Source organism: Okeania sp. SIO2B9 (assembly GCF_010672505.1).
GTDB classification, from domain to species: domain Bacteria; phylum Cyanobacteriota; class Cyanobacteriia; order Cyanobacteriales; family Microcoleaceae; genus Okeania; species Okeania hirsuta.
Map to the genome: position 1 here is coordinate 1 of NZ_JAAHGK010001567.1, position 1,506 is coordinate 1,506.

Genomic DNA, 1,506 nt, shown 5'->3' on the forward strand with positions numbered 1-1,506 from the left:
GAAGAAGGAGACAGGAGACAGGAGACAGGAGACAGGAGGAAAATTACATGGGGATTCTAACCCCAAGTAATTTTGAACACCGTGTAGACGGTGGGGTATTAAACCCACAAAGAAAATGATAATTAATAATTAATACCTCTTCTTAAAAAGAAGAGGATTGGTTAAAAGGAATTTTTTTGTTCTCTTGGTCGATTGGATATGGCGTACTTCCGAATGCTCCGCATTCATGTCGGCGACAGCCGTTAATGTAGTTGTGCGCTAGCTAAACGACCGCTTTTTCTTCTTGAAAGGAGAGGCTTTAAACCTTAATTTTTCGGTAATATATGTTAGAGTTAACAAAAAAAGCACCAAGTTATCAAAAAACAGCAAGTGTAATTATACCCACCCGAAACGAAGCTGGTACTATTGAAGATTGCATTACTAAAATGCCAAAACTAGGCAAACATACAGAAATTATATTTATTGAGGGTAATTCCTCAGACAATACTTGGGAAGAAATTAAGAGAGTTAAGAGTTTATATGAGGAGCAATGGGATATCAAAATATGTCAACAGAATGGTAAAGGAAAAGGCGATGCTGTTCGTCAGGGTTTTAACATGGCAACAGGTGATGTTCTGATTATTCTAGATTCTGACTTAACTGTTCAACCAAAAGAATTAACCAAATTTTTCGAGGCGATCGCTTCAGGTGATTGCCAATTAGCGAATGGATCGCGACTTACCCATTCAGTATCATTGAAAGCGATGCCATTGGTGAATCAACTTGCTAATCGCTTTTTTGCTAAACTGTTATCAATTGTATTGGGAGTTGAAATTAAGGATGCCCTTTGTGGAACTAAAGCTATTACCAAAGAAAACTATCTCCAGATAGTTGCTAATTGGCAAAACTTTGGTAAATACGATCCTTTTGGGGATTTTGATTTGCTCATTGGGAGCAAAAAATTTGGCTTAACTATTCAGGATGTTCCTGTAGAATATTTACCAAGAACTTATGGGAAATCAAATCTTAAACATATCCAAGGCGGTTTCCAACTTTTAAAAATGATTTTATATACTGCTTCAGAGGTTAGGAGGTGAGAAATTAATGCAATAATGCAATTTTTTCAGAAATTTTTAGTATTTATCTATAGCCTAGTTAATAATACTGGTTTACTAAGAAATCTATAGACTTGATTTTCTCTAAAAGCTGATAGCTGTTTGCGTTTGCGTAGCATGACCTAGGAAAGTATTCCGGAACGGAAATGCTAAAAACTAATACCTATTTAAGTAGGGCTTGCTGATTAATTCTCGCGCGTATTGAAAGATAAAGGCTTTAGCCTTTTTGGGTTGGAGAAAGTACCAGCTTTTCAGTGGAAAGAGCTGCAAAAAGCTAGTATTTTGGGATGATTATGGCAGAAAAATCTATGGACAGTTTTTCCGACGACTTCCTCTATAATTCCCATTTCTCCTGTACATCGCTAATCCGATGGCTCCCTTACCTGATATCAAATCCGGTTGAATAGTACTA

Annotated in this window: 1 protein-coding gene; it reads left to right on the top strand. The window is 36.7% G+C overall.

Annotated features, from left to right (window positions below):
- Window positions 1-323 precede the first annotated feature (323 nt).
- Window positions 324-1,076 carry a glycosyltransferase family 2 protein gene (locus tag F6K13_RS32710; RefSeq protein ID WP_124146331.1) on the top strand — a complete coding sequence of 251 codons (753 nt, stop codon included), beginning with the start codon at window positions 324-326 and terminating at the stop codon, window positions 1,074-1,076.
- Window positions 1,077-1,506: the final 430 nt, after the last annotated feature.